The organism is Pantoea sp. EKM101V, assembly GCF_011800325.1.
GTDB lineage: Bacteria > Pseudomonadota > Gammaproteobacteria > Enterobacterales > Enterobacteriaceae > Pantoea > Pantoea anthophila.
Map to the genome: position 1 here is coordinate 57,050 of NZ_JAALFP010000015.1, position 23,754 is coordinate 80,803.

22 protein-coding genes are annotated in these 23,754 nt (G+C 57.0%); 2 read left to right on the plus strand and 20 right to left on the minus strand.

What is annotated here, in order from left to right; all coding sequences use genetic code 11:
- Nucleotides 1-64: 64 nt before the first annotated feature.
- Genes xylH through xylF form a run of 3 tightly spaced genes read right to left on the minus strand, consistent with a single transcriptional unit; the run spans nt 65 to nt 3,783 of the window.
- Nucleotides 65-1,249, minus strand: a complete 1,185-nt coding sequence (gene xylH, locus HFD92_RS19315) for a xylose ABC transporter permease XylH (protein WP_167429518.1) — start codon at nt 1,247-1,249, stop codon at nt 65-67.
- Nucleotides 1,242-2,762 (minus strand): xylose ABC transporter ATP-binding protein, encoded by a 1,521-nt coding sequence (locus HFD92_RS19320; RefSeq protein WP_046100894.1) that lies wholly within the window; start codon nt 2,760-2,762, stop codon nt 1,242-1,244. The genes xylH and HFD92_RS19320 overlap by 8 nt, the downstream gene beginning before the upstream one ends.
- 28 nt (nt 2,763-2,790) lie before the next feature.
- Entirely contained in the window at nt 2,791-3,783 is a 993-nt protein-coding gene (gene xylF / locus HFD92_RS19325) for a D-xylose ABC transporter substrate-binding protein (RefSeq protein ID WP_167429519.1), read from the minus strand.
- A gap of 344 nt (nt 3,784-4,127) precedes the next feature.
- On the opposite strand from xylF, the gene xylA reads away from it, so the two are divergent.
- A complete protein-coding gene (gene xylA, locus HFD92_RS19330; RefSeq protein WP_009088230.1) occupies nt 4,128-5,450 on the plus strand; it encodes a xylose isomerase in 1,323 nt (440 codons plus the stop codon).
- A 17-nt stretch (nt 5,451-5,467) separates the two neighbouring features.
- Nucleotides 5,468-6,910 (plus strand): xylulokinase, encoded by a 1,443-nt coding sequence (gene xylB, locus HFD92_RS19335; RefSeq protein WP_167429520.1) that lies wholly within the window; start codon nt 5,468-5,470, stop codon nt 6,908-6,910.
- A 77-nt stretch (nt 6,911-6,987) separates the two neighbouring features.
- Here xylB and HFD92_RS19340 read toward each other — a convergent pair whose 3' ends face one another.
- The 17 genes from HFD92_RS19340 to atpI form a co-directional block, all read right to left on the minus strand.
- Complete coding sequence (locus HFD92_RS19340) at nt 6,988-8,226, minus strand: MFS transporter (protein WP_009088226.1); 1,239 nt, start codon at nt 8,224-8,226, stop codon at nt 6,988-6,990.
- Between the two features lie 106 nt (nt 8,227-8,332).
- The gene (gene phoU / locus HFD92_RS19345; RefSeq protein ID WP_009088225.1) at nt 8,333-9,067 is read right to left on the minus strand and encodes a phosphate signaling complex protein PhoU; all 735 of its coding nucleotides are present in this window, start codon (nt 9,065-9,067) and stop codon (nt 8,333-8,335) included.
- A 17-nt stretch (nt 9,068-9,084) separates the two neighbouring features.
- Nucleotides 9,085-9,858: a phosphate ABC transporter ATP-binding protein PstB gene (gene pstB / locus HFD92_RS19350; protein WP_009088223.1), complete on the minus strand. Its 774-nt coding sequence runs from the start codon at nt 9,856-9,858 to the stop codon at nt 9,085-9,087.
- 44 nt (nt 9,859-9,902) lie between these two features.
- On the minus strand, nt 9,903-10,793 hold the full coding sequence (gene pstA, locus HFD92_RS19355; RefSeq protein WP_009088221.1) for a phosphate ABC transporter permease PstA: 891 nt from the start codon (nt 10,791-10,793) through the stop codon (nt 9,903-9,905).
- Nucleotides 10,790-11,752, minus strand: coding sequence for a phosphate ABC transporter permease PstC (pstC, locus tag HFD92_RS19360; RefSeq protein WP_009088219.1), 963 nt, complete (start codon nt 11,750-11,752; stop codon nt 10,790-10,792). The genes pstA and pstC overlap by 4 nt, the downstream gene beginning before the upstream one ends.
- A gap of 87 nt (nt 11,753-11,839) precedes the next feature.
- Complete coding sequence (pstS, locus tag HFD92_RS19365; protein WP_009088217.1) at nt 11,840-12,883, minus strand: phosphate ABC transporter substrate-binding protein PstS; 1,044 nt, start codon at nt 12,881-12,883, stop codon at nt 11,840-11,842.
- Between the two features lie 165 nt (nt 12,884-13,048).
- On the minus strand, nt 13,049-14,878 hold the full coding sequence (glmS, locus tag HFD92_RS19370) for a glutamine--fructose-6-phosphate transaminase (isomerizing) (protein WP_009088215.1): 1,830 nt from the start codon (nt 14,876-14,878) through the stop codon (nt 13,049-13,051).
- Between the two features lie 153 nt (nt 14,879-15,031).
- Nucleotides 15,032-16,402 (minus strand): bifunctional UDP-N-acetylglucosamine diphosphorylase/glucosamine-1-phosphate N-acetyltransferase GlmU, encoded by a 1,371-nt coding sequence (gene glmU / locus HFD92_RS19375; RefSeq protein ID WP_111208005.1) that lies wholly within the window; start codon nt 16,400-16,402, stop codon nt 15,032-15,034.
- Nucleotides 16,403-16,562: 160 nt separating this feature from the next.
- On the minus strand, nt 16,563-16,982 hold the full coding sequence (locus HFD92_RS19380) for a F0F1 ATP synthase subunit epsilon (protein WP_008926374.1): 420 nt from the start codon (nt 16,980-16,982) through the stop codon (nt 16,563-16,565).
- A gap of 24 nt (nt 16,983-17,006) precedes the next feature.
- Nucleotides 17,007-18,404: a F0F1 ATP synthase subunit beta gene (gene atpD, locus HFD92_RS19385; protein WP_058957193.1), complete on the minus strand. Its 1,398-nt coding sequence runs from the start codon at nt 18,402-18,404 to the stop codon at nt 17,007-17,009.
- 30 nt (nt 18,405-18,434) lie between these two features.
- Complete coding sequence (gene atpG, locus HFD92_RS19390) at nt 18,435-19,301, minus strand: F0F1 ATP synthase subunit gamma (RefSeq protein WP_003849534.1); 867 nt, start codon at nt 19,299-19,301, stop codon at nt 18,435-18,437.
- Nucleotides 19,302-19,353: 52 nt separating this feature from the next.
- On the minus strand, nt 19,354-20,895 hold the full coding sequence (gene atpA, locus HFD92_RS19395) for a F0F1 ATP synthase subunit alpha (protein WP_009088205.1): 1,542 nt from the start codon (nt 20,893-20,895) through the stop codon (nt 19,354-19,356).
- Between the two features lie 14 nt (nt 20,896-20,909).
- Nucleotides 20,910-21,443 (minus strand): F0F1 ATP synthase subunit delta, encoded by a 534-nt coding sequence (atpH, locus tag HFD92_RS19400; protein ID WP_009088203.1) that lies wholly within the window; start codon nt 21,441-21,443, stop codon nt 20,910-20,912.
- A 14-nt stretch (nt 21,444-21,457) separates the two neighbouring features.
- Nucleotides 21,458-21,928, minus strand: a complete 471-nt coding sequence (gene atpF / locus HFD92_RS19405) for a F0F1 ATP synthase subunit B (protein ID WP_009088200.1) — start codon at nt 21,926-21,928, stop codon at nt 21,458-21,460.
- Between the two features lie 105 nt (nt 21,929-22,033).
- Nucleotides 22,034-22,273, minus strand: a complete 240-nt coding sequence (gene atpE, locus HFD92_RS19410; protein ID WP_003849523.1) for a F0F1 ATP synthase subunit C — start codon at nt 22,271-22,273, stop codon at nt 22,034-22,036.
- A 105-nt stretch (nt 22,274-22,378) separates the two neighbouring features.
- Nucleotides 22,379-23,197, minus strand: a complete 819-nt coding sequence (gene atpB, locus HFD92_RS19415) for a F0F1 ATP synthase subunit A (protein WP_046100889.1) — start codon at nt 23,195-23,197, stop codon at nt 22,379-22,381.
- Between the two features lie 8 nt (nt 23,198-23,205).
- Entirely contained in the window at nt 23,206-23,586 is a 381-nt protein-coding gene (atpI, locus tag HFD92_RS19420; protein WP_009088196.1) for a F0F1 ATP synthase subunit I, read from the minus strand.
- Nucleotides 23,587-23,754: the final 168 nt, after the last annotated feature.

Genomic DNA, 23,754 nt, shown 5'->3' on the forward strand with positions numbered 1-23,754 from the left:
ATTGCATAGCACGGCTGACAGGGGCAAAAAAATTGTTTGCGCCACAATGTGATCGTCCGCGCGATTACACCCGACGCCGCGTGGCCGTATCCATCCACACCGCCAGCAGCAGAATCGCCCCTTTGACGATGTACTGCCAGAAGGTCGGCACATCCATCATGCTCATGCCGTTATCCAGCGATGCCATGATAAAGGCGCCCATCACCGCCCCCGCCACGGAACCGACGCCCCCGGCCAGACTGGTGCCGCCGATGACACAGGCGGCGATCGCGTCGAGTTCCGCGATGTTACCCGCCGACGGCGAGCCAGCGCCCAGCCGCGAACTGAGGATCAGCCCGGCGATCGCCACCATCACGCCGTTGATGGCAAACACCGCCAGCTTGGTGCGCGCCACGTTAATGCCCGAAAGGCGCGCAGCATCGATATTGCCGCCGATGGCGTAGATACGACGGCCAAAGGCGGTGCGGGTAGCCATAAACATGCCCGCCAGCAACAGCATGACCAGCAGCAATACCGGCGTCGGCACGCCGCGATAGTCATTGAGTAACCAGATGGCCCCCAGCACCAGAATCGCGGTGGTCGCCTGACGGCCCACCGTGCCGCTGGCCGCGCCCTGCGGCAGCCCGAGCTGCTGACGGCGCAGCCGCAGACGCCACTGCCACAGCATAAACAGCGCCAGACCGACAAAACCAAAGCCGAAACCGACGCCGTCCGGCAGATAGCTCTGACCAATCTGCGACATTCCCGGCGTAATCGGCGCCACCGTGGTGCCGTCGGTAATCCCGACCAGGATGCCGCGGAACGCCAGCATCCCCGCCAGTGTGACGATAAACGACGGCACTTTGCGGTAGGCCACCCACCAGCCATTCCAGGTGCCGAGCAGCAGCCCCATCACCAGCGTCACAACGATAGTCAGCGGCAGCGGCCAGCCAAGCCAGACGTCGAATATCGCCGCGGCTCCGCCGAGCAGGCCCATCATCGAACCCACCGACAGGTCGATCTCCGCCGAGATAATCACGAACACCATGCCGACGGCCAGGATGCCGGTGATGGCGGTCTGACGCAGCAGGTTAGAGACGTTACGCGCACTGAGCCATGCGCCATCGGTGGTCCAGGTAAAGAACAGCGCAATCACGACAATCGCGCCCAGCATTACCAGCACCTGCAGGTCAGGCAGCGTGAACCTGCCCGGTGACGGTTTGCCCGGCGTGCCGGAGAGGCGGCTTTGGGTACTTTCACTTTTAAGCATAATGTTCACTCCGCAGGGCAGCTTCCATCACCTGCTCCTGAGTCAGGTTATCGTTAACTAAATCGGCTTTGATCTGCCCTTCATGCATCACCAGCACCCGATCGCTCAGGCCCAGCACTTCCGGCAGCTCAGACGAAATCACAATGACGGCGATCCCCTGCTGAACCAGCGCATTGATCAGCAGATAGATCTCCTGACGCGCGCCCACATCGATGCCGCGCGTCGGCTCATCCAGAATCAGGATTTTCGGGTTCAGCAGCAGGCATTTCGCCAGAATGGCTTTCTGCTGATTGCCGCCGCTTAACCGGCCAATCGGCAGTTCTGACGAGGAGGTTTTGACCCGCAGCCGGCCGATCGCGTCGTTGATGGCCTGCTGCTCCTGCGCTTCATCCAGGGTCGAGAGCCGATGGCTGAACTGATCCAGCGCCGCCAGGGTAATATTTTTGCCCACCGCCATCAGCGGCACGATGCCATCCTTTTTACGATCTTCCGGTACCATCGCGATGCCGTGCGCAATCGCGGCGCGGCAGTCGGTGATGCTGACCTGTTGACCATTGATCCAGATGTCGCCCTGCCAGCGGCCCGGCCAGACACCAAACAGACACTGCACCGTTTCGGTTCGGCCCGCGCCCACCAGCCCGGCGATGCCGAGGATTTCACCGCGGCGCAGCGTAAAAGAGACGTTGTTGACGCGGCGGATATGGCGGTTGACGGGATGCCAGGCGGTGAGGTTTTCCACCTTCAGCACCGGGTCGCCGATCTCATGCGGTGCATGTGGATAGAGCGCGGTCAGCTCGCGGCCGACCATCATGGTGATGATGTCATCTTCGCTCATGCCCGCCGCCGGACGGGTGGCAATGTGCTGACCGTCGCGGATAACGCAGATGGTGTCGGAGATCGCCTTCACCTCATTCAGCTTGTGCGAAATGTAGATGCAGGCGATGCCGTGTTCACGCAGATTGCGGATGATACCGAGCAGCACCTCCGTCTCCTGCTCGGTCAGGGAGGAGGTCGGCTCATCCAGAATCAGCAGCCGGACCTGTTTGTTAAGGGCTCGGGCAATCTCCACCAGCTGCTGCTGGCCCAGACCTAACTCCCCCACGCGGGTGGCAGGAGAGACGTTGAGCCCGACCCGCGCCAGCAGCTGCTGGCAGCGCAGGGTCATGGTTTCATCATCCACCATGCCGAACCGGCTCAGTTCGGCACCAAGGAAGATGTTCTCCATCACCGTCAGTTGCCGCACCAGCGCCAGCTCCTGATGAATGATCACGATGCCTTTACGCTCGGTATCGCGAATCGTCTGTGCCTGAATTTCGTCGCCAGAGAAGTGGATCTGCCCCTCGAAATCGCCGTGCGGATAGAGTCCGCACAGGATTTTCATCAGGGTCGATTTGCCTGAACCATTCTCACCGCACAGCGACATCACTTCGCCCGCCTCCAGGTGCAGGCTGACATCATTCAGCGCTTTCACGGCACCGAAACGCTTGGTGATGTTTTTCATTTCCAGCAGCATCGACTGTTCTCCCTCACGCTTTGCGCGGTCAGAGTTCGCTCTGTTTGTGGAAACCGTCTTTCACCACGGTGCTTTCGATATTGTCTTTGTTAACCGGAATCGGCTTCAGCAGCCGCGACGGCACATCTTTCAGGCCGTTGTTCAGCGTGCTGTTGCTGGCGGGTGTTTTGCCATCGCCCAGCTCGACCGCGATTTTCGCCGCTTCGGTCGCCAGCTCGGTGATCGGCTTGTAAACGGTCATGGTCTGAGTGCCCGCTTTAATGCGCTTAATCGCCGCCAGATCGGCATCCTGGCCGGAGATGGCCACTTTCCCTGCCAGTCCCTGCGCGCTCAGCGCCTGAATCGCTCCCCCGGCGGTGGCATCGTTGGAGGCGACCACCGCATCGATATGGTTACCATTGGCGGTCAGGGCATTTTCCATAATCTTCAGCGCATTTTCCGGCAGCCAGGCATCGACCCACTGATCGCCAACAATTTTGATGCTGCCGTTATCGATATAGGGTTTTAACACTTTCATCTGTCCGGCGCGGAACAGGCGGGCGTTATTATCCACCGGCGATCCGCCCATTAAAAAATAGTTGCCCTTAGGCACCTGTTTCACAATGCTTTCGGCCTGCAGTTCACCCACTTTTTCATTATCGAAAGAGATATAAAAATCGATATCGGCATTATTTATCATGCGATCATAGGCCAGCACTTTAATGCCTTCCCGCTTCGCTTCTGCGACGACGTTACTCAGCACCTGACCGTTGTAAGGAATAATGACCAGCACATCGACACCGCGATTGATCATATTTTTAATCTGCGACATCTGGGTTTCTTCATTGCCGTTCGCAGACTGAACAAACACCTGAGCGCCCTGCGACTCGGCCTGTTTTACAAAGATATCGCGATCTTTCTGCCAGCGCTCCAGGCGCAAATCATCAATTGCCATGCCGATCTTCACTTCTTTTGCCAGGCTGGTCTGGCTGAACAGCGCCAGCGCCGCACAGGCAGCAAACAGTGCATGTTTCATCTTCATTGTGATCATCCTGTAGGTTGAGGCTATTTTCGTTTCAGGCCGATAAACCAGGCGGATGAATTGTTGCCCTTATTTCTGAACGACAGCAATTACTGATTTTTATCCGGCTATTACGTTTTTTGGTTTATTTGTTTTTTTATGAGCGCGATCGGATTTTCATCCTTTTCGGAGAAACCATGCCGCGCGCGACGCTCCGCGTGGAATAGCCTTATTTTGCGAGCCAGCGCACAAATAATAATTATCTGAAACCCGGAGTGAAATATCGTAATTGAGCTGAGTCAGTCACCCATATCAAATATGGCTTCAACGCAGACCATTCGGGTACTGATGCTAAGGAGCAAACCATGCACGCTTATTTCGATCAGATCGATCGGGTTCGTTATGAAGGTCCCCAGTCGACGCATCCTCTCGCTTTCCGCCACTACAATCCTGATGAGGTGATCCTCGGCAAGACGATGGCGGAACATCTGCGCTTTGCCGCCTGCTACTGGCACACCTTCTGCTGGAACGGCGCGGATATGTTTGGTGTCGGCGCCTTTGATCGTCCCTGGCAGAAAAGCGGCGATGCATTGCAGCTGGCAAAGCAGAAGGCGGATGTGGCCTTTGAGTTTTTCCACAAGCTGAATGTGCCCTGGTACTGCTTCCACGACGTGGACGTCTCACCGGAAGGGGATTCGCTGCAAAGCTACAAAGAAAACTTTGCCGCCATGACCGATAAGCTGCTGGAGAAACAGCAGGAGACCGGCGTGAAACTGTTGTGGGGCACCGCTAACTGCTTTACCCATCCCCGCTATGGCGCAGGCGCGGCGACCAACCCCGATCCGGCGGTCTTTGCCTGGGCAGCGACACAGGTCTGCAGCGCCATGCAGGCGACGAAAACGCTGGGCGGCGAAAACTATGTGCTGTGGGGGGGACGTGAAGGGTATGAAACGCTGCTGAATACCGATCTGCGGCAGGAGCGCGAGCAGATTGGCCGCTTTATGCAGATGGTCGTCGAGCATAAACATAAAATCGGCTTCCAGGGCACGCTGCTGATCGAACCGAAACCGCAGGAGCCGACCAAACATCAGTATGACTACGATGTCGCCACGGTTTATGGCTTCCTGAAACAGTTCGGGCTGGAGAAAGAGATCAAGGTGAACGTGGAGGCGAACCACGCCACGCTGGCCGGTCACTCCTTCCATCACGAAATAGCCACCGCCATTGCGCTGGGCATTTTCGGTTCGGTGGATGCGAACCGTGGCGATCCGCAGTGTGGCTGGGACACCGACCAGTTCCCGGTCAGCGTGGAAGAGAACGCGCTGGTGATGTATGAAATCCTTAAAGCGGGCGGCTTTACCACCGGCGGTTTAAACTTTGATGCCAAAGTGCGTCGTCAGAGCACCGACAAATATGACCTCTTCTACGGTCATATCGGCGCAATGGATACGATGGCGCTGGCACTGAAGGTGGCGGCGCGCATGATCAGCGACGGCGAGCTGGATAAGCGTGTGGCGCAGCGCTACAGCGGCTGGAATGGTGAGTTCGGCCAGCAAATTCTGAAAGGCGAGTTTTCCCTCGACGCGCTGGCGGCGCATGCTCAGCAGCAGCAGCTCAATCCGCAGCATCAGAGCGGGCGTCAGGAGCAGCTGGAAAATCTGGTGAATCACTATCTGTTTGATTTCTGAACCTTCAGGAGCGGAGCATGTATATCGGGATCGATTTAGGCACCTCTGGCGTCAAAGTGGTGCTGATGGATGCACAGGGCAACGTGGTGGCGACAGAAACCTCGCCGCTGCAGGTTTCGCGTCCACACCCCCTGTGGAGCGAGCAGGATCCCGAAAGCTGGTGGCAGGCGCTGGATCAGGCGATGCAGGCGCTGAGCGCACAGCAGGATCTGGATGCCGTGCAGGCCATCGGGCTGAGCGGACAGATGCATGGAGCGACGCTGCTCGACAGCGCAAACCAGGTCTTACGCCCGGCCATGCTCTGGAATGATGGACGCAGTGAGGCGCAGTGCCGTGAGCTGGAGCAGAAGGTGCCGGATTCACGGGCGATCACCGGAAATCTGATGATGCCCGGCTTCACGGCCCCCAAACTGCTGTGGGTGCAGCAGCATGAACCGGCCATCTTCCGTCAGATCGCGCACGTGCTGCTGCCCAAGGATTACCTGCGCTGGCGGATGAGTGGCGACTTCGCCACGGATATGTCAGATGCCGCAGGCACGATGTGGCTGGATGTGGCGCAGCGTGACTGGAGCGATGTGATGCTGCACGCCTGCGATCTCAGTCGCGACCAGATGCCGCAACTCTATGAGGGCAATGCCCTGACCGGCACCTTACATGCTGACCTGGCGACACGCTGGAAGATGAACGCGGTGCCGCTGGCCGCTGGCGGGGGCGACAATGCCGCCGGCGCCGCAGGCGTCGGCATGACCGAACCCGGCCAGGGGATGCTGTCGCTGGGCACCTCCGGCGTCTATTTTGTGGTGAGCGATGGCTATCTCAGCAATCCGCAGCAGGCCGTTCACAGCTTCTGTCACGCGCTGCCGCAGCGCTGGCATCTGATGTCGGTGATGCTGAGTGCGGCCTCCTGTCTGGACTGGGCCGCGACGCTGACCGGCTGCCGGGATGTGCCTGAGCTGCTGGATGAAGCCGCGCGGGCGCGTGATGACGTGCCGCCACTCTGGTTTCTGCCCTATCTTTCCGGTGAACGCACGCCGCACAACAATCCCAACGCCCTCGGCGCCTTCTTTGGTTTTACCCACCAGCATGGTCGTCCCGAGCTGGCGCGCTCGGTGCTGGAGGGGGTCGGCTTTGCGCTGGCGCAGGGCATGGATGTGCTGCATGAGTGTGGCGTTCAGCCGGAGAGCATTATGCTGATCGGCGGCGGGGCACGCAGTGCGCTGTGGCGTCAGATGCTGGCGGATATCAGCGGCCAGACGCTGGATTACTGTCATGGCGGCGAGGTTGGCCCGGCCCTGGGCGCGGCCAGGCTGGCACAGCAGGCGCTGGATGCCAGCGTCACCGTCCCGACACCGGTGCGGGTGCAGCGGCATCAGCCGGATCCCGGCAGAATGGCGGAGTACCGCTCACGCCGGGAAACCTTTGCAACCCTCTATCGGCAGCTCCTGCCGCTGATGAACTGATCGTGCCTGCCCGGCGCACGCTGAGCAGTATCAGAAAGCCCTGATGGCCGGGAGAGCGATCCCCCGGCCACCGTCTGTCAGCCAATTGCGCCCAGCGTATCTTCCTGACCCTGCTTCTTCGGCAGCAGGAACAGCGTCGCCACAATATCCAGCAGATAAATCAGCGCCAGCAGGGTAATCGCCGCCGTGAACGAAAACTGACTGGCCAGCAGCCCTATCACCACCGGCCCAAAGCCGCCCACGCCACGACCCAGGTTAAACAGGACATTCTGCGCGGTGGCCCGCACCTGCGGCGGGAAGGTATCGGAAATCAGTGCACCGTAGCCGCCAATCATGCCGTTAACGAACATCCCCATGATCGCGCCGGTCACCAGCATAATGGTGGGATCGCGCAGCTGGGCGTAGACCACCACCATCACCACGGCACCAAACTGATAGAGCAGGAAGATTTTCCAGCGCGCAAAGCGGTCGGCCAGCACGCCAAACAGCCAGATGCCAAAGGTCATCCCGACGACGGTGACCGCCGTCCAGAGACCCGATTTGGTCAGGCTGAAGCCAAAGCTGGAGGAGAGGTAGCTTGGCATCCAGATCATCAGCCCGTAGTAGCCAAAGTTCTGCACGGAACAGAGAATAAAAATGCCGAGGCTGGCTTTGGCGGTGGTGCGATCGCGCACCAGCAGCTTCAGGCGCGCCGGGAAAGAGAGCGACGGCACCTGCTTAACCTGACGCTGATACGCTTCCGGCTCGCCCATGCCGCGGCGAATAGCAAACGAGACCAGCGCTGGCAGCAGCCCGACCAGGAACATGCCGCGCCAGCCGATGAGCGTCAGCAGCGGCGGCGTGATAAAGGCCGCCATCAGCACGCCGAGCTGCCAGCCAATGCCGACCCACGCTGACGCGCGATTGCGCTTCTCCACCGGCCAGGCTTCGGCAATCAGCGCCATGCCGATACCAAACTCGCCGCCCAGTCCGACGCCCGCCAGCGTGCGCCAGGCGAGCAGATCCCAGTAGCCCTGCGCCACCGCGCACAGACCGGTGAAGACAGAAAAGACCAGAATCGTGACGGTGAGCATACGGATGCGGCCAAAACGGTCGCTGAGATGACCAAACACGATGCCACCGATTACCGCGCCAATCAGCGTCCAGGTCACCAGCGATCCCGCCTGTGAGGGGTTGAGCGCCAGCGAAACGGAGATAGCCGGCAGCATAAAGCCGAGTATCAGCAGGTCGAATCCATCCATGGCATAACCACTGACCGCAGCCAGCATCGCTTTGCCGGGTGTGACGCCTGGCTTAGATTGGGGAGAAGGGGACATCTTTGCGCACCTCAGAGAGAAAAGTGCCGCAATTATAAAGAGTGTTCAGGGTGTGACCAATTGAAAAGGCTTATCCCTGCGCCGGGCAGGCGCAGGGTAAGCGGGATCAGGAAGGGCGATTGCTGCCGTCATCACCCGACAGCAGTTCGTCGAGACGGTCACCGCCAACGTGGCGGAAATCCTGACCTTTGACGAAATAGAAGATGATTTCGCAGATGTTCTGGCAGCGATCGCCGATGCGCTCAATCGCACGGGCGCAGAACAGCGCCGTCAGCACGCTGGGAATGGTGCGGGGATCTTCCATCATGTAGGTCATCAGCTGACGCACAATGCCCTCATACTCTTTATCCACCTTTTTATCTTCACGGTAGATAGTGATCGCCTCATTGAGATCCATGCGGGCAAAGGCGTCCAGCACATCATGCAGCATCTGTACGGTGTGGCGGCCCAGCGACTCCAGGCTGACCAGCAGCGGCAGATGCTGCTGACCAAACTTCTCCAGCGCCGTGCGGCTGATCTTCTCTGCCACATCGCCAATGCGCTCCAGCTCAGAGATGGTTTTGATGATCGCCATCACCAGCCGCAGATCGATTGCGGTTGGCTGACGTTTGGCGATGATGCGCACGCAGGCTTCATCAATCTCCACCTCCATCATGTTGACCTTCTGGTCACCGTCGATCACCCGCTGCGCCAGCTCGCCGTCCAGGTTGTGCATCGCGGTAATCGCGTCGGTCAGCTGCTGCTCGACCATCCCGCCCATGATCATCACCTGAGTGCGGATATGCTCCAGCTCGGCATTGAACTGACCGGAGATGTGTTTGTTCAGATTCAGATTATCCATGTCGATCTCCTGTCAGATCAGCCGTAGCGGCCGGTAATGTAGTCTTCAGTCTGCTTCTGCGCCGGTTTGGTAAACAGCGTGTCGGTGTCGCTGAACTCAATCAGCTCGCCCAGATACATAAAGGCCGTATGGTCAGAGCAACGCGCCGCCTGCTGCATGTTGTGCGTCACGATCACCACGGTGTAGTCCTGCTTCAGCTCGGTGATCAGCTCCTCGATACGCCCCGTCGAGATCGGGTCCAGCGCCGAGCAGGGCTCATCGAGCAGTAACACTTCCGGGCGAATCGCGATGCCGCGCGCAATGCAGAGACGCTGCTGCTGACCGCCGGAGAGACTGTAACCGCTCTGATGCAGCTTGTCTTTGGTTTCATTCCACAGTGCCGCTTTGGTCAGCGCCCACTGCACGCGCTCATCCATATCGGCACGTGACAGCTTTTCAAACAGGCGCACGCCAAAGGCGATGTTGTCATAGATCGACATCGGGAACGGGGTCGGCTTCTGAAAGACCATGCCGACGCGGGCGCGCAGCAGCGCAATATCCTGCTGGGCCGTCAGAATATTTTCGCCATCCAGCAGAATGTCCCCTTCGGCCCGCTGCTCAGGATAGAGGGAGTACATTTTGTTAAAGGTACGCAGCAGGGTCGATTTACCGCAGCCCGATGGCCCGATAAATGCCGTCACCTGATTCTTAGCGATATCCAGGTTGATGTTCTTCAGCGCATGAAACTTACCGTAATAGAAGTTCAGATTACGGACCTGAATTTTATCGGCTGATGCCGTCGCGATACTCATCATTCATCTCTCTTATACGGCGCCGCAGCGGGCCGCGCCGGAAGTTAACCGTGTTTGCCTTTGGCGAAAATCACCCGCGCGACAATGTTCAGCAGCAGCACGCACAGGGTAATAATCAGCACGCCCGCCCAGGCCAGGCTCTGCCATTCGGCGAACGGGCTCATGGCGAACTTAAAGATGGTGACCGGCAGGTTGGCCAGCGGCTGCATCATGTCGGTGCTCCAGAACTGATTCGAGAGCGCGGTAAACAGCAGCGGAGCCGTTTCCCCGGCGATGCGGGCGATGGCCAGCAGTACGCCGGTGATGATGCCGGAGACGGACGCCTTCAGGGTGATGGCCGAGATCATCTTCCACTTCGGCGTGCCCAGGGCGTAAGCCGCTTCACGCATGCTGTCTGGCACCAGACGCAGCATGTTTTCGGTGGTACGGATCACAATCGGCACCTGCAGCAGCGCCAGCGCTATCACCCCGGCCCAGCCGGAGAAGTGCTGCATCTGCGACACCACAAGGGTGTAGACGAACAGGCCGACCACAATCGACGGTGCCGACAGCAGAATGTCGTTAATGAAGCGGATCACCTCTGACAGGGCCGACTTGCGTCCATATTCCGCCAGATAGATACCGGCCAGAATGCCCAGCGGCGTGCCAAAGAAGGTCGACCAGAAAATCAGTAATCCACTCCCGGCCAGGGCATTCGCCAGCCCGCCGCCCGCGGTGTTCGGTGGCGGGGTCGATTCGGTAAACAGGGACCAGGAGAGGCCATCCACGCCGCGGGAAACCGTGGTGAAGAGGATCCACACCAGCCAGAACAGGCCAAACGCCATGGTCAGCAGCGACAGCGTCAGCGCGATCTTATTTTTGGTGCTGCGCCAGGACTGCATTTTACGGCGTGAAGCGTCCAGTTCGGCACGCGCCTGAATTTCAATCGTGGTCATGAGCGCGCTCCTTCACTTTTCGCCAGGCGCATAATCATCAGCTTGGAAATCGCCAGAACGATAAAGGTAATCACAAACAGGATCAGCCCCAGCTCCATCAGCGCGGCAACATGCACGCCCGACTCCGCCTCCGCAAACTCGTTGGCCAGTGCCGAGGTAATGCTGTTACCCGGCATAAACAGTGACGGGCTGTCGAGCTGGTAGGTGTTGCCGATAATAAAGGTGACCGCCATGGTCTCACCCAGTGCACGCCCCAGTCCCAGCATGATGCCGCCAATCACGCCGTTTTTGGTAAACGGCAGGACGATGCGCCAGATCACTTCCCAGGTGGTGCAGCCGATGCCGTAGGCGGACTCTTTCATCATGACCGGCGTCTGCTCAAAGACGTCGCGCATCACGGAGGCGATGTAAGGGATGATCATGATGGCCAGAATCACCCCCGCCGCGAGAATACCGATACCGAAAGCGGGGCCGGAGAAGAGCGCGCCGACAATCGGAATGCCTGACATGACGTCGTTGACCGGCGTCTGAAAATATTCGGCAAACAGCGGGGCGAAAACAAACAGGCCCCACATGCCATAAACGATGCTCGGAATCGCCGCCAGCAGCTCAATAGCGGTGCCCAGCGGACGACGCAGCCAGCCGGGTGCGAGTTCAGTCAGGAACAGCGCGATACCAAAACTGACCGGCACGGCGATAATCAGCGCGATAAGGGAGGTCACCAGCGTGCCGTAGATCGGCACCAGAGCACCAAATTCTTCATTGGGCGCATCCCAGGTTTTGGTCCACAAAAAGGCGAAACCAAACTTCTGGATGCTGGGCCATGAGGAGATGATCAGGGAGACGATAATGCCGCCCATCAGTAACAGGACAATCAGCGCAGCCAGCCGGACCAGTGCACCGAAAATTTTGTCACCCTGTTTGCCTGGGGCTTTGAAAGCCGGCTTCGTTGCAGCCATAGAAGTCTCAGTCTTCAGAGGTTATCGGGGCGGCATGACGCCGCCCGCTGGGTCTGACCGGACTACCGTCCGGTCAGGGTCGTTCAATTACTGATAAAGCGCTTTACCAGAACTGTCTTTGATGTTGGCTTTCCATGCGGCACGGATCTGTTCGGTTACGCTCGCAGGCAGCGCCGCATAATCCAGCGCGTTAGCCGTTTTGCCGCCGCTTTTGTAAGCCCAGTCGAAGAACTTCAGCACTTCAGCGCCTTTGGCCGCATTCGCCTGATCCTTGTAGATCAGAATGAAGGTGGTGGAGGAGATAGGCCAGGCATCTGCACCCTTCTGGAAGGTCAGATCCTGGGCAAACGATTTGCTCCAGTCAGCGCCTTTCGCAGCATTGCTGAAGCTGGTTTCGTCTGGCGCGACCGCTTTGCCATCGGCATCCATCAGTTTGGTGTAGGTCAGGTTATTCTGTTTGGCGTAGGCATATTCCACGTAGCCGATTGAACCCGGCAGACGCTGAACAAAGGCGGCGACACCGTCGTTGCCTTTCCCGCCCAGACCGACCGGCCAGTTAACGGTGTTCCCTTTACCGATTTTGCTGTTCCACTCCGGGTTCACCTTCGCCAGATAGCTGGTGAAGACGAACGAGGTGCCTGAACCATCAGCGCGGCGCACCACGTTGATGTTGGTCTCTGGCAGTTTTACGCCCGGGTTAAGTCTGGCAATCGCCGGGTCGTTCCACTTTTTAATGGTGCCGAGGTAGATATCACCGACGGTTTTGCCATCCAGCGTCAGCTGGCCTGACTTGATGCCTGGCAGGTTAACCGCCAGTACCACGCCACCGATGACGGTCGGGAACTGGAACAGGCCATTTTTCTGCAGATCTTCCTCTTTCATAGGCGCATCGGACGCACCGAAATCTACGGTTTTGGCGATGATCTGTTTGACACCACCGGATGAACCGATGCCCTGGTAGTTAATTTTGCTACCGGTGGCTTGCTGATATTCTGCTGCCCACTTGGCATAAACCGGTGCCGGGAATGTCCCGCCAGCGCCCGTGAGATCGGTGGCCGCAAAAGCAGATACCGCGCTGACGGCGAAGGTGGTGGCAAGAATTCGGGCTACGGTGCTACGCATCAGTGTCATGTTCCCTCCAGGGGAGAAAAGTCAGGCTCGGGGCCGTTTTAGTAAGAGTCAGTGATTGCTGCAGGAGGGAAAATAGGACAGTTTGATGACAGTGAAATGTACGAAATATGACAGTTATATGACAGTGCGCAAAAATGAAGTGGGCCCACTCTGGGGCCCACCTGATTATTCCACGGTAACCGATTTGGCCAGGTTACGGGGCTGGTCGACGTCGGTGCCTTTGATCAGGGCGACGTGATAGGAAAGTAACTGCAACGGCACGGTGTAGAAGATCGGCGCAATCACCTCTTCGACATGCGGCAGCGGGATAATCTTCATCCCGTCACTGTCGCTGAAGCCGGCATCCTGGTCGGCAAAGACATAGAGCAGGCCGCCACGGGCGCGCACCTCTTCGATGTTGGATTTGAGCTTCTCCAGCAGTTCGTTGTTGGGTGCCACAACGATTACCGGCATATCGGCATCAATCAGCGCCAGCGGGCCATGCTTCAGTTCGCCAGCGGCGTAAGCTTCCGCATGGATGTAGGAGATCTCTTTGAGCTTCAGCGCCCCTTCCATAGCGATCGGATACTGATCGCCACGTCCCAGGAACAGCGCGTGATGCTTGTCAGAGAAGCCTTCGGCCAGATTCTCAATCAGCTTATCCTGCGCCAGCATCTGCTCAATCCGGCTGGGCAGCGCCTGCAGCGCGTGCACGATCTCATGCTCGGTGTCGGCGGACATCCCTTTCAGACGGCCCAGTTTCGCCACCAGCATCAGCAGGACGGCGAGCTGCGTGGTGAACGCCTTGGTCGACGCGACGCCGATTTCCGTGCCCGCTTTGGTCATCAGCGCCAGGTCCGACTCGCGCACCAGCGACGAACCGGCCACGTTGCAGACCGCCAGCGATCCCAGGTAGCCCAGCTCTTTCGAGAGGCGCAGCGCCGCCAGGGTGTCGGCGGTCTCGCCCGACTGCGACAGGGTGATCAGCAGGCTGTTTTTGCGCACCGCTGACTTGCGGTAGCGGAACTCCGAGGCGATCTCAACATCACAGGGGATGTTGGCCAGCGACTCAAACCAGTAGCGTGACACCATGCCAGAGTTATAGGAGGTGCCGCAGGCGATAATCTGGATATGCTCGACCTGGCTCAGCAGCGCCTCGGCACCCGCACCCAGCTCGCTGAGATCCACCTGCCCCTGGCTGAAGCGACCGCTCAGGGTACTTTTCAGCGCCATCGGCTGTTCATAGATCTCTTTCTGCATGTAGTGACGGTAAATGCCTTTGTCACCGGCATCATATTGCAGGTTCGACTCAATTTCGGCGCGCGTCACGCTGTTGCCTTCACGATCGATTACCGTCACGTCGCGGCGGCTGATCTCGGCGATATCGCCCTCTTCCAGATAGATGAAGCGACGGGTGACCGGCAGTAGCGCCAGCTGATCGGAGGCGATAAAGTTTTCACCCACGCCGCGACCGATGACCAGCGGGCTGCCGGAACGGGCCGCCACCAGCCGTGAAGGATCGCGGCTGTCCATGATGACCATGCCATAGGCACCGCGCAGCTGCGGGATCACGCGCAGCACCACGTCACGCAGCGATCCACCCTGCTTCTGCTCCCAGTGAACCAGATGCGCCACCACTTCCGTGTCGGTTTCAGAAACAAAAACGTAGCCGCGTTCGATCAGCTCCGCGCGCAGCGGCTCATGGTTTTCGATAATGCCGTTGTGCACGATGATGATGTGTTCTGAGACGTGCGGATGCGCATTCGCTTCCGACGGCTCGCCATGGGTTGCCCAGCGCGTGTGCGCGATGCCGGTGCCCCCAATCAGCGGCTGCTGTTCAGCAGCTTCCGCCAGTTTCTGCACCTTCCCTAAACGCCGCAGGCGCGTAACGTGCCCCTGACGATCAACCACGGCCAGACCGGCCGAATCATATCCGCGATATTCAAGACGACGCAGACCTTCCAGCAGAATCTCTGCGATATCGCGCTGTGCTACTGCACCAACAATTCCACACATAATGATGTTTTCCTGACTACATGGCTTTTCGCCACTTTCGTTGTCATGCGACCTGATATCCGGCTTTGCCGGTTCCCCGAGCCTTGTAGAGAGTGGGGATTATAGTTTTGGCACTGCACTGTACCGGCCCGCATAAAGCGGGCCGTTAAAAATTTATTTTTTCTTCACCGGACGCTGCCAGTCCGCTTTGTGATTCTGCTCTTTGCGGTTGTAGACCAGCCCGGCTTCGGTCACATCCTTCATGATGGTGGTGCCTGCCGCGATAGTGGTGCCTGCTGCCACGCTGACCGGGGCCACCAGCTGGGTATCTGAGCCGACAAAGACGTCATCGCCAATCACGGTTTTGAATTTGTTCGCGCCGTCATAGTTACAGGTGATGGTGCCTGCACCGATATTTACGTTGTCGCCGATCTCCGCATCGCCGAGATAGGAGAGGTGACCCGCTTTCGATCCTCTGCCCAGACGCGCTTTTTTCATTTCGACGAAGTTACCCACATGGGCGGCGTGCGCCAGATCGCTGCCGGGACGCAGACGGGCAAACGGCCCGACGGTAACGGCGGTCGCGAGGGTGGCATCCTCGATCACGCTATAGGGGCTGATTTCGCAATCGTCGCCGATTACGCTGTTTCTGATGATGCAGCCCGCACCGATTTTCACGCGTGCGCCCAGCGTCACCTGGCCTTCAATAATGACGTTGGTGTCGATCTCCACATCCCGTCCATGCGTCAGCGTTCCGCGCAGGTCAAAACGGGCCGGATCGCGCAGCATCACGCCCGCCAGCAGCAGTTTTTCCGCCTGTTCCGCCTGATAAGTGCGTTCTAAGGTTGCCAGCTGCAGCCGGTTGTTCACCCCGTCGGTTTCACTGATACGCGCCGGATGAACGGCATTGATCGTCCGCCCTTCCTGATGCGCCAGCGCAATAATGTCGGTGATGTAATATTCGCCCTGCGCATTATTGTTGGTGAGCTGCGCCAGCCAGCGTTTTAAATCGCCGCCGTTGGCGATCAGGATACCGGTGTTGATTTCGGTAATGGCAAGCTGTGCCGGGCTGGCATCTTTCTGTTCGATGATGCCGGTGATGGTGCCGTTCTCACGCACAATGCGCCCGTATCCGGTGGGGTCGTCCAGCACCACGGTGAGTAACCCGATACCGCCCTGCGGTCTGGCTTCGCGCAGCCGCTTCAGGGTCTCCTGGGAGATCAGCGGCACGTCACCATACAGCATCATGATCTCTTCATCATCGGCAAACGCAGGCGCAGCCTGCTGCATCGCGTGGCCGGTGCCAAGCTGTTCAGCCTGCAGCACCCAGTTGAGTGCACTATCAGTGAGGGTTGCTTTCAGGCGGTCGCCGCCGTGACCATAAACCAGATGGATGTGCTGTGCGCCCAGCCCTTTGGCGGCGTCAATGACATGCTGAACCATCGGTTTGCCTGCCAGCGTATGCAGAACTTTCGGCAGATCGGAATACATACGGGTGCCCTTGCCAGCAGCAAGGATCACCACACTCATCGCACTGTTAGACATAACTATCCTGGGTGAATTTTTACGGGTGAAAGTAAAACGGTTTAGGGGGGAGATTACTACATTTTTCTCAGGCCGAAATTAGGCGAAGAGGCCGATTTGCCATAGCAGACAAAAAAAATGCCAGCCCGAGGGCTGGCATTTCGTGACGCATAAAGCTGGATTACATCGCTTTTTTGGTCAGTTCGATCACGCGCAGTTTAGCAATGGCTTTCGCCAGCTCGGCAGAGGCCTGAGCATAGTCCACGTCGCCGTGGCTGCTGTTCATGTGCTCTTCTGCTTTGCGTTTTGCTTCCAGAGCACGCGCTTCATCCAGATCGGTACCGCGAATCGCGGTATCGGCCAGAACGGTGCTGCTGCCCGGTTGCACTTCCAGCACGCCGCCAGAGAGGTAGATATACTCCTCTTCGCCGTGCTGTTTCACGATACGGATCATTCCAGGCTTAATGGCAGTCAGCAGCGGCGCATGGCCAGGGAAAATCCCCAGTTCACCTTCGCTACCTGACACCTGAATTTTCTGTACCAGACCAGAGAACAACTGCTCCTCTGCGCTGACCACATCCAGGTGATAAGTCATAGCCATAATCTTCCTCCCGGGAAACCGTTATTACAGTTTCTTCGCTTTTTCCACGGCTTCTTCGATGGCACCAACCATGTAGAAGGCCTGCTCTGGCAGGTGGTCAAACTCACCTTCCATGATGCCTTTAAAGCCACGGATAGTGTCTTTCAGGGAAACGTATTTACCCGGTGAACCGGTGAATACTTCCGCAACGAAGAACGGCTGAGACAGGAAGCGCTGAATCTTACGCGCACGTGCCACCAGCAGTTTGTCTTCTTCAGACAGCTCATCCATACCGAGGATGGCGATGATGTCTTTCAGCTCCTGATAACGCTGCAGCAGTGACTGAACGCCACGTGCAACATCATAGTGCTCCTGACCCACAACCAGCGGATCCAGCTGACGGCTGGTAGAATCCAGCGGGTCAACGGCCGGGTAGATACCTAGAGAGGCGATCTGACGGCTCAGCGTAACGGTTGAGTCCAGGTGCGCGAAGGTGGTCGCTGGTGACGGGTCAGTCAGGTCATCCGCAGGAACGTAAACAGCCTGTACGGAGGTGATTGAACCGGTCTTGGTGGAGGTAATACGCTCCTGCAACACACCCATCTCTTCTGCCAGCGTTGGCTGGTAACCTACCGCAGATGGCATACGACCCAGCAGTGCAGAAACTTCTGTACCGGCCAGGGTATAACGGTAGATGTTATCGATGAACAGCAGAACGTCGCGGCCTTCATCACGGAATTTTTCCGCCATGGTCAGACCGGTCAGTGCAACGCGCAGACGGTTACCCGGCGGCTCGTTCATCTGGCCATAGACCAGCGCAACTTTATCGATAACGTTAGAGTCGGTCATTTCGTGGTAGAAGTCGTTACCCTCACGAGTACGCTCACCCACACCGGCAAACACAGAGTAACCTGAGTGCTCAGCCGCGATGTTACGGATCAGTTCCATCATGTTGACGGTTTTACCCACACCCGCACCACCGAACAGACCGACTTTACCGCCTTTCGCAAACGGACACATCAGGTCGATAACCTTGATGCCGGTTTCCAGCAGTTCCTGCGAGTTAGACTGATCTTCATAAGAAGGTGCCGCGCGGTGAATAGAGGCGATCTCTACTGCGCTGCCATCTTCTTCTTTCAGCTCGCCTTTCATATCGATTGGCTCGCCGAGAACGTTCATGATACGGCCCAGGGTCGCTTTACCGACTGGAACCTGAATCGGTTTCTGCAGGTCGTTGACGCTCAGACCACGCTTCAGGCCGTCAGACGTACCCATTGCGATGGTACGCACAACGCCGCCGCCCAGCTGCTGCTGAACTTCCAGCACCAGACGTGCATCACCATTCATCACCTCGAGGGCGCTGTACACTTGCGGTACCGCGTCCTGAGGGAATTCGACGTCAACAACGGCGCCGATAATCTGGACAATCTTTCCAGTTGCCATCTTGAATCCTCTACCTAATTCCAAACCTGGTTAAACCGCGGAGGCCCCCGAGACGATCTCGGTAAGTTCCTGGGTGATGCTGGCCTGACGAGCTTTGTTGTACACCAACTGCAGCTCTTTGATCAGATTTCCGCCGTTATCGGTTGCGGCTTTCATCGCCACCATACGTGCGGCCTGCTCACTGGCCAGATTTTCCACCACACCCTGATAAACCTGCGATTCGACATAACGACGCAGCAGGGTATCCAGCAGCGCTTTCGGATCGGGTTCGTACAGGTAATCCCAGGTCTTCGCCTTCATCTCTTCTTCACCTTCCGCTGGCGCTAACGGCAGCAGTTGGGTGATGGTCGGAGTCTGAGACATGGTGTTATTGAACTTGTTACTGACGATCATCAGTTTGTCGATGCGGCCTTCATCATAAGCCTGCAACATCACTTTTACCGGGCCAATCAGGTCAGACAGGGCAGGTTTATCGCCCATGCCGCTGACTTGCGCCACGATGTTGCCACCCACAGCACTGAAGAATGACGCCCCTTTTGAACCGATAATCGACAGATCGCTCTGCACGCCTTTATCGGACCAGGACTTCATATCCGCCAGTAATTTTTTGAACAGGTTAATGTTCAAACCACCACAAAGCCCGCGGTCTGTTGAAACGACCAGGTAGCCGACGCGCTTGACGTCGCGCTGTTCCAGGTAAGGGTGCTTGTATTCCAGATTACCCAACGCAAGGTGACCAATCACTTTGCGCATGGTGTCTGCATACGGACGGCTGGCCGCCATGCGTTCCTGCGTTTTACGCATCTTGGAGGCGGCGACCATTTCCATCGCTTTGGTGATTTTCTGCGTGTTTTTCACGCTTCCAATCTTGCTTCGTATCTCTTTTGCGCCGGCCATTAGCTTCTCCTCAAAGCCTTGCGGCCTGCCTTTTCAGACAAGCCGCCAGACATTACCAGGACTGGGTTGCTTTAAACGTATCGATCAGGCCTTTCAGCTTCGCTTCGATATCGTTGTTAAAGTTGCCCGACTGGTTGATTTCAGCCATCAGCTCAGCGTGGTCGCGATCGGCGAAGGCTAGCAGTGCAGCTTCAAAGCTACCAATTTTTGCCAGTTCAACGTCGTTCAGGTAGCCACGCTCGGCAGCGAACAGAACCAGACCCTGCTGCGCGACAGACATCGGCGCATACTGTTTCTGCTTCAGCAGCTCGGTCACTTTCTGACCGTGGCTCAGCTGTTTACGGGTTGCATCATCCAGATCAGAAGCGAACTGCGAGAACGCCGCCAGTTCACGATACTGTGCCAGCGCGGTACGGATACCACCGGACAGTTTCTTGATGATCTTGGTCTGTGCAGCACCACCAACACGGGATACCGAAATACCTGGGTTAACCGCCGGACGAATACCGGAGTTGAACAGGTTCGATTCCAGGAAGATCTGACCGTCAGTAATCGAGATTACGTTGGTCGGAACGAACGCAGAAACGTCGCCCGCCTGAGTTTCGATGATCGGCAGTGCAGTCAGTGAACCGGTTTTACCTGTCACCGCGCCATTGGTGAAACGCTCAACATATTCAGCGCTTACGCGTGATGCACGTTCCAGCAGACGAGAGTGGAGATAGAACACGTCGCCAGGGAATGCTTCACGACCTGGTGGACGACGCAGCAGCAGAGAGATCTGACGGTATGCGATAGCCTGCTTGGAGAGGTCATCATAGACGATCAGCGCATCTTCACCGCGGTCACGGAAGTATTCGCCCATCGCACAACCTGCGTACGGAGAGAGATACTGCAGTGCAGCAGATTCAGATGCAGACGCCACAACAACGATGGTGTTCTGCAGTGCGCCATGCTCTTCCAGCTTACGAACCACGTTAGAGATGGTTGAGGCTTTCTGACCAATCGCAACGTAGACACACTTGATGCCTGAGTCGCGCTGGTTGATGATCGCATCGATCGCCATCGCGGTTTTACCGGTCTGACGGTCACCGATGATCAGCTCACGCTGGCCACGGCCGATTGGAATCATCGCATCGACCGACTTATAACCGGTCTGAACCGGCTGGTCGACTGACTGACGATCGATAACGCCAGGAGCAATCACTTCAACCGGTGAGAAACCGTCGTTGTCGATTGCGCCTTTACCGTCGATAGGAGCACCCAGGGTGTTCACGACGCGGCCCAGCAGGCCACGGCCTACCGGTACTTCAAGAATACGGCCAGTACACTTAACCTTCATGCCTTCGGCGAGGTCAGCGTAAGGACCCATCACCACAGCACCAACCGAGTCACGCTCGAGGTTCAGGGCGATAGCGTAACGGTTACCCGGCAGGGCAATCATCTCACCCTGCATGACATCGGCCAGGCCGTGTACGCGGATGATACCGTCACTTACAGAAACAATCGTACCTTCGTTGTGAGCTTCGCTCACGACATTGAACTGAGCAATGCGCTGCTTGATCAGTTCGCTGATTTCGGTGGAATTCAGTTGCATATGCTCCAGTCCCCTTAAGACTGCAAGACGTCAGCCAGACGGTCAAGACGGCCGCGTACGCTGCCATCAATAACCAGATCACCCGCACGGATGATCACGCCTGCCATCACAGACTTATCAATTTTGCAATTCAGCTTAACTTTGCGTGACAGACGTTTTTCCATCGCGGCGCTGATTTTATTCAGCTGGTCGTCACTCAGCGTACTGGCGGAGATAACATCAACTTCAGCGGTGGCTTCATGAGCGTCACGCAGTTCGATGTATTGGGCCAGTACAGCCGGAAGCGCTGTCAAACGTCCGTTTTCCGCCATCACCTTAATCAGGTTCTGCGCGGGTTCATCCAGTTGATCACCACAGACTGCGTTAAACGACGCTGCCAGCGCTTCCGGTGCTAACGCACCAGAGAGAAGATCAGCCATCTGTTCATTGCGAGCCACTTCTGCGGCGAACGCCAGCATCTGTTGCCAGCGTTCAATACTTTGATGCTCAACAGCAAAGTCAAAAGCTGCTTTGGCGTAGGGGCGAGCTACAGTAATCAGATCAGACATCAGCCCCTCCCTCCTTACAGTTCAGCGACCAGTTTATCAACGATGTCGCTGTTAGCAGCTTCATCCACGGAGCGTTCGATGATCTTCTCGGCGCCAGCCATAGCCAGCAACGCGACTTGCTTACGCAGTTCTTCACGTGCACGTTTACGTTCGGCGTCAATTTCCGCCTGCGCTTGTGCCACGATACGATTACGTTCGTTTTCAGCTTCGGTTTTGGCTTCGTCCAGAATCTGCGTGCGACGCTTGTTCGCCTGCTCGATAATGACCTGAGCGTCTTCTTTGGCTTTTTTCAGCTGGTCGGTCGCATTAGCCTGCGCGAGATCCAAATCTTTCTTCGCACGTTCAGCAGAAGCAAGGCCTTCAGCAATTTCTTTCTGGCGCTTTTCGATGGCAGCCATAATCGGCGGCCATACGTACTTCATGCAGAACGCGACAAACAGGATGAACGCGATAGCCTGGCCGAGGATTGTTGCATTAATGTTCACAGCACAATGCCTCTAGATTGAGTATTTAACTTTTCTGCCGTTATCAGCGATAAGCGGCAGAATCCGTTCACCCCTGCACATTGTGCGCTGAGTGAACACAGGGCTTTAGGCGACAGCAAACATCACGTACAGACCCAGACCAACAGCGATCATCGGGATTGCATCCACCAGACCCATTACAACAAAGAACTGCGTACGCAGCAGAGGAATCAGGTCAGGCTGACGAGCAGCGCCTTCCAGGAATTTTCCTCCGAGGATGCCGATACCGATCGCAGCACCGATTGCCGCCAGGCCCATCATCACAGCGGCAGCCATGTACAGCAGATCCATATTCAGGTTTTCCATGACAGTCTCCAGTTTGTTTCAGTTAAATGCTCCCTTCATCTTCCGGGCTTCAGCGGCGTGCGCTGCCACCCGGAATCAGGAGGGAAAGTAGTGTTGAGAAAAAAATCAATGCTCTTCAGATGCCATCGACAGATAGACGATCGTGAGGACCATGAAAATGAAAGCCTGTAGCGAAATGATCAGGATGTGGAAAATGGCCCACGGCACATTCAGCACCCACTGTGACCACCACGGCAACAGACCGGCAATAAGGATAAAGATCAGTTCACCCGCATACATGTTACCGAACAGTCGTAAACCCAGTGAAACAGGCTTAGACAGCAGGCTTACACCTTCCAGAATCAGGTTGATCGGGATGAAGATCGGGTGGTTAAAAGGCTGCAGCGTCAGCTCTTTCGTGAAGCCGCCAATGCCTTTCATTTTGACGCTGTAGAACAGAATCAAAATAAATACGCCCAACGCCATAGAGAGCGTGATGTTCACGTCTGCAGACGGTACGACGCGCAGCGCCGGCAGGCCTAAACCTTTCTCAGCGATTGTCGGCAGCAGGTCGATAGGCAGCAGATCCATGAAGTTCATCAGGAAGACCCAGACAAAGATTGTCAGAGCCAGCGGGGCGATAAGTTTGCTCTTACCGTGATACATGTCGCGCACGTTACTATCAACGAAGCCGACAACCAGTTCGATAGCCGCCTGCATTTTCCCTGGCACACCGCTGGTGACAGACTTCGCCACGCTACGGAACAACACCAGGAAGATAACTCCCAGCACCAGAGAGAAAAACATGGAATCGATATTTAATACCCAGAACGTCGCGGGAGCGTCGTGCGGATTCACTAACTCGAAGGTACGCAGGTCCAACTGAAGATGAGTCAGGTGGTGACCAATGTACTCTTGCGGAGTAGAGATTTCTCCTGCAGCCATGATGCCTCTTACCCTTTGTTGTTAATTACCGCCGGTGCCAGCATGTGTACCACCAGCACCGATAACCAGGTTATTCCGACCGGCCAGAAGACCGCGCCGAATAGACCCAACGCCACAATGAGCAAAATGATGGTCGCAAACACTTTGGCTATTTCACCTAAAGCGAAGCTCCACGCGACTCGCCCCGAAGCGGGGGATTGCCCCTGCAGGCGCCAGGCTAAAAACAAAAACAATACGTTTGGCAGCCAGGCTGCCGCTCCGCCAGCAAGAGCAGAGACACCCCACGTGACATCTTTAACAGCAAAGAGTGCGCCGATGATGACTATCGTCACCAGCTGAATCATCAGCACCGTTCGGGCGAATTTCACACTGTAAAGAGACACTGACATGACGCTGATACTCTCCTGCCCCATCAGGGGTATGTCGCGTGTCGTATAAGACTGCCTTTGCGCAGTTGAGTCAAGCAGCAAAAGCCGTGCAAATTATACGGGCCGCACCTGCGATTTCAATCGGTAAGTAGCGAAAAGGTGAACAATTATTTAAATTTCTTTCCGGAG